The following is a 5,189-nucleotide window of genomic DNA, read 5'->3' as shown; positions in this document are numbered from 1 at the left end:
GATCCTCCGCGACAAGTTCGCTGGTCCGCTTCTGATTCGCCTCAACGTGGATAGGAAGAAGCACATAGCGATACCCGTTCTTTCCCCCCTTCTTTTCCCTTTTCAGGGCTGCAGCAGGGTCGGAGAGATCGCGCATGATTGCAGCGAACATCTCCTTGTTGCCAACCTTGGAAGTCAGGATTCCCTTGACGTTCTCCATGATGAAGACAGCGGGGGAGAACTCGTCAAGAAGACCCAGGTACTGCTTGTAGAGGAAATGCTTCTTGTCCCCTTTTGAGGAGAATCCCTCCACATGCCGCTGGCGAGCCCGGCCCACGACGGAATAAGCCTGGCACGGGGGGCCTCCGATGAGGATCATCTTTTCGTACTGATCCTTGACCTCGTTGATCCGTGAATAGAGGGCCTGATTGTCCCGTTCTTCTCCCAGGGTGAGGTTGAGCGCCTCGCTCTCGGCTTCAGCCCACAGGTCACTCCATCGACCGTTTCCGAAATGTGCTGCCGGAGGAAGGGCCTCGCCCTTCGCAATTTCATCCAGATAGTCGTAGTACTCTCGCGGGACCTGGCCTTCCTGCCGGATGAGCAAGCGATAGAAGGCCCTGAGACGGAGAGTCGAGTGCGCAGACTTCTCCATTTCAGCGGATACCGCGAGTTCGAAGGGGTACTTGGCACCTTCTTCGGGCTTGAAGCTGCTGAACCCTTCGCCGAGGCCACCGGGGCCGGCAAAGATGTCAATTACACCGATGGGCTTACGTACTGCGGTCAAGACGGAGTCTCTGCTAGATGGTTGATGTGATGAGCCCGGCTGTTCGATCAGCACTGATGTCGAGAATCAGGGCCAAGAACACCAAGCCGGAGGTCACTGTCCGAAGGCACCTTTGGGCGCGCGGCTTCCGCTTTCGACTTCATACGAAGGGCCTCGCAGGAAAGCCTGACCTTGTGCTTCCGAAATGGAAGGCTGCAGTGTTCGTTCACGGGTGCTTCTGGCATCGCCATGAGGGTTGCCCTTTCTTCAGACTTCCGAAGACACGAGCAGGCTTCTGGGATGCAAAGCTCTCCGCCAATCGGCAGCGCGACCTGGCGGTAGTAGGGGCGCTTCTGGACATGAGCTGGCGCGTGGCAGTTGTATGGGAGTGCGCTATCCGACTCGACTCGAGTGTCGCGAGTGATCGCCTTTCGGAGTGGATATCCAGTGATCGCAAGGAAATAGAGATCCTGGCCAGCGACGGCACAGTAATCTGTGGAGACTTGGATAGCGGTCAACCGTGAAAAATCCATCTGCCTACGACCATTCCCTTGTTCATTTTCGCGTTCAGAAAGGGTGGTCGCTTTTGATCCAAGATGCCGGCCCCAATCTGTCTGCGGCAGGGTTCAGTGCTCCACTCTGAATGTCTGAGCCGCGCCCCCCGACGCCTGACGGAATCATACCAGGGTGGAAGCCCCTATCGCAGATTCTTTAGTAGCGCAGGGCTGTCAGAGCGGGGGCGCCGAATGCCTGCGCCGCAGGAGTCAGGTGCTGGTACTCCATGACCGCTCGCTTTGGGCAGCCGAAGGCAAGCCGGGCAGGCGTCTCCAGAGCCTTGCTGGAGCTTGGTCGGCTCCGACTTCACCGACCTCGTGAGCAGGAAGATAGGCGGGTCACGTGGGCGTCTAACTTGCCGGGACGGCCAAATCACTCGCGTTGTGGGTGTTCATAGGGGGAGGCCGGACGGGAGCTTGTCTAGCATGCTCACGCACTCAGGTTGAGGATCACTATTCCCCCAAAATCCGCCCACTCCAATGCAACATCAGCGGCACAGCGCACGGAACATCAATCCACCTGTCCGCAAACAGCACAATCCTAAGCTGCTCCATCGAGTTGTCCACCAACATTACAGGCGTGCCGTGGCAACTGACCACGAAGTACCTCTTCCCTGGGTGCCACGCGTCCCGCACCACGCCCCCGCGTACCAGCCGCACGGCGTCCTCGCGCATGACAGCGAACTCGGCATCAGACACCTTTCGCAGCGTCCACAGGTTCAGCCCAATCCTGGGCACAAACCAGTTGGCGATCACCGCAGACAGTATCGTCAGCAGGACAACGGCATAGATCACAAGCCTCATTGGAAGCTCTACAAATAGCTGACGGACAACAAGGCGAGCGGGACGCGACAACGCGTCAGCAGCCCGCAGCGTGGCGGCAGATGCCCGAGCCCATCCGGGCTACTCCCGAACCCGTAACCGCTCAATCACCTGCGCAGTCAGCCCCACGCACGCCATCATCAACCCTTCCATCACCCGGTCCCCCAGGTACTCCTCAGGCGCGCCGTTCTGCCGCGTGCGCTCCGCAGCCAACAGCACCTCCTGCACCACGCGCAGCCCCGCCAGCGCGCAATCCGCATCTGCCAGTTCAAGACAGCGCCCAGGCAATTGATGCCGCTCTGGCCAAGGCTGGCCATCCGCCGCCGCACCGGTACCGATGCGATGCAGCGTGGCGACAAAGGCGTTGGGATCGACGGACAGTTCGCGCTCGGCGTCGGTGTTGTCCGGATCGTAATGCGCGTGCAGGGAACGGAAATCCGATGTGTTCATGGCAATGCTCCGTACAGGACAGACAGCAGCGCCACCGATAGAGGTGGCGGACGATGCGTGGCTCGAAAACCGGTGAATACCCAAGCCGGCGGGCCCGAAGGCCCCCACGCACCGCCCGCCATGGAACGCGAACGGATTGCCAGCCGGCGCCATCCGAAGATGACGCCGACTGACAAGCGCAAAGCACTGGGTATTCAGACGGGTTTTCGAGGCCCGCGCCACCGGTGCTCGGTGGCACGCCAAGATGTACCCGCGCAGATGCCAAATGCCAAGAAGTCGCAGGCCATTGAGGCCGCAAGTGCTGACGCTTACGGCATTGTCGCATGGCCGCTACGTAGCGAATCGATTGCGGGGCAGCGGTTTCGGCGGAAGTTAAGGTGTCCCTTGTATCCGCGTATCAACGCACGGTTCGGCGCGTGGCGCCGTTCCAATCGCGACAGATCGTTCAGAGATGCAGGGCAGGGAGCAGGACGAAAGCGTCACCACTCAGATGCGTCGCTCAACAATCTGTCGCGGCCATAAAGCATTGGCGTGCAGGCCAAAGTAGTCCCGAAACACGTGTCCCCGCGGCCGCCCCAGACCTCCTCCGCCTGCCCCGAAGCAGCGCGGAGGAGTGGATGGCTCAGGTCTCAGCCATGGGGTGCCGCGTGCGCGGCAGCTCCGGCGGGCGGCTGCCATGGTTCATCACCTCGCGCACCTGGTGCTCCTGTGCGTAGAACTGGTTGGCGCAGTCCTGCGCTTCGCGAGCGTAGTCCTGCATCACGCCAATCACTGCATTGCTGGCATCGTGCTGCAGATCCACGGCAGTCAGATGCCGCGCGCCACCGTGCATGAACGCCACGGAGGTCACCTGGGCCACGCATACCTCCACCCGGGTTGGTCCGAAGCGCACCGCGCCCTCGGCCAGCGTGCCGTTGCCCGCGTACGCATTGCCCGCCACCCGCTGGCCGCGATGATAGGTGCCGACGTAGCGGATGCGGTACAGCGTGGATTGGAAATCGACGCGATTCCACAGCTTGTGTGCCGATGCCATCGCAAACTGTGCAGACGCGACGAAGGCCAGTGCCACCAGGCCGACCATCGCGTTGCCGCTGCTGCGCGCATACACAAAGGCCAGCACCACCCCCACAACGCCCAGCAGCAGGCCGAACAGCCCCAGCGCCAGCAGTGGTTGCTGGCTGGGCGACTGCCATGCAGCACGGAATGCCGAGATCAGCCCCGACGCGCTCTGGTCTGCACGTACGCTCGGTTCTTCTTCCACCAGCAGTTCGCCATCGAAGGTGTCCTTGCTGACGTTGTGCTCATGCACATAGCGATGATGAGGCTGCGGAATGCGGCTGGAAAGCCGCAGCAGGAGGCCGCCGCTGAGGTCTGCCATCTGCATCTTCTCATCCACGATATGCCGTGCTGCCGACGCGCTGTAGCTGCCCGTCTGGGAGATCAGTGCGACTGTGAACAGCGCGCTGGCAATGAGGCCGCTACCGAGCACAGCGAGGGTGGGCAGCACGACCGTGGAAACCGCGAACGGCGGGACGGGTACCTGTACCGGCGAAAGCGTGATGGCCAGCGGCCCGGCAATGGAGACCAGCAGCAGCGTGACGATGGCCGGCCAGCGCGGTGCGGGAACGTTGTTGCTGGCCGCATCCAAGGCGCCCTTGCGAATGGCCGACAACGTTGCGAACGGGCGCAGCAGCACCACCGAGACAATGAAATAGAAGCCCGCCATCCACGCGAAGGCGGTTGGCTGCGCAAAGACCCACGCCAGGCCGAAGCTGACCAGCACCGCGGCCAGGTAGATTGCCCGCTGCAGCTGCAGCTCRGCGTGCCAGCGGATGGTAGGTGGCGCGTTGATCAACTGCGGAACCAGGCCATAGAACATGGACAGCAGCGCACCCGAGGGGCGCTGCCGCACCGGAATGCCGTTGTTGATGACGTTGAGCAGGTAGTTGCGATGCTCGGATTCGCCGCTGGGCAGGGCAATCAGCCCCGAATCACCGGGTACAACGGTGAAGCGGAAATAGCGCATGGCCTCGCGGATGTGCACGCCACCGAACAGCAGCAGCGTGATGCCGGTGACCAAGCGCCCGATGGCACCGATGCCCATGCTGCGAACCTGATCGGCATTGGTAACGCTGAGCAGCAGGATGAGGCCGAACAGTAGCGCAAATGCACCCAGCGCGAGATGCAGGGTGTTTGGCAGTCGCATGGGATTGATGGTGACGGCCTGTGCAGGCGGCGTGCTGTACTCGGTGCTCATCGGAATCTCGAAAGGACGCTCGAACGGCAATAGCGGCCGCCTTCCAGGATTCTTGAGAGATTCAGGGGTTTGTGGGAATCAACGCCCGCGCGCCTCAAATATCACGCGGACCCGCGCACGCACCGCGATGGCCGAACCGTCGTGCACGACAGGCTCGAAGCGCCACTGTTGGAGCGCATCCAGCGCCACACGATCCAATTCCCGCATGTATGTTGACCGCGCAACCATCACGCTGCGCACTTGCCCTTCGGTGCCGATGTCCACCACGAGGATCGTCTCCGCCGGGTGTGGCAGAGGCGCTGCATCTGGCGGAACGTGCGGGGCGGGGGAAGTCAGTACCTTTGGCGGTGGGAGTGCCGGAAGC

General features: G+C 61.9%; 6 protein-coding genes. 1 reads left to right on the top strand and 5 read right to left on the bottom strand.

Annotated elements, in window-relative coordinates; genetic code table 11:
* The coding region (locus AC1VAN_RS10400; protein ID WP_480985754.1) for a DNA cytosine methyltransferase at nt 1–763 on the bottom strand (763 nt) is incomplete at its 3' end.
* 17 nt (nt 764–780) lie between these two features.
* On the opposite strand from AC1VAN_RS10400, the gene AC1VAN_RS10395 reads away from it, so the two are divergent.
* A complete protein-coding gene (locus AC1VAN_RS10395) occupies nt 781–1,266 on the top strand; it encodes a very short patch repair endonuclease (protein WP_478017882.1) in 486 nt (161 codons plus the stop codon).
* Between the two features lie 483 nt (nt 1,267–1,749).
* On the opposite strand, the gene AC1VAN_RS10390 is transcribed toward AC1VAN_RS10395, so the two are convergent.
* The 4 genes from AC1VAN_RS10390 to AC1VAN_RS10375 form a co-directional block, all read right to left on the bottom strand.
* Nucleotides 1,750–2,100, bottom strand: a complete 351-nt coding sequence (locus AC1VAN_RS10390) for a hypothetical protein (protein ID WP_442251586.1) — start codon at nt 2,098–2,100, stop codon at nt 1,750–1,752.
* Nucleotides 2,101–2,199: 99 nt separating this feature from the next.
* Nucleotides 2,200–2,568: a hypothetical protein gene (locus tag AC1VAN_RS10385; RefSeq protein ID WP_442251587.1), complete on the bottom strand. Its 369-nt coding sequence runs from the start codon at nt 2,566–2,568 to the stop codon at nt 2,200–2,202.
* 622 nt (nt 2,569–3,190) lie between these two features.
* A complete protein-coding gene (locus tag AC1VAN_RS10380) occupies nt 3,191–4,825 on the bottom strand; it encodes a hypothetical protein (RefSeq protein WP_442251588.1) in 1,635 nt (544 codons plus the stop codon).
* A gap of 78 nt (nt 4,826–4,903) precedes the next feature.
* On the bottom strand, nt 4,904–5,189 hold a 286-nt coding region (locus AC1VAN_RS10375; RefSeq protein ID WP_480985753.1), incomplete at its 5' end, for a TonB family protein.

Source organism: Stenotrophomonas sp. 05L44_2 (assembly GCF_056665995.1).
The sequence above is the reverse complement of the archived record's forward strand: the minus strand, read 5'-3'. Positions and strand labels throughout refer to the sequence as shown.

Excerpts from the sequence above, each read along its gene's own strand:
- AC1VAN_RS10390 (WP_442251586.1), bottom strand. The coding sequence starts at position 2,100 with ATGAGGCTTGTGATCTATGCCGTTGTCCTGCTGACGATACTGTCTGCG.
- AC1VAN_RS10385 (WP_442251587.1), bottom strand. The coding sequence starts at position 2,568 with ATGAACACATCGGATTTCCGTTCCCTGCACGCGCATTACGATCCGGAC.
- AC1VAN_RS10395 (WP_478017882.1), top strand. The coding sequence starts at position 781 with ATGGTTGATGTGATGAGCCCGGCTGTTCGATCAGCACTGATGTCGAGA.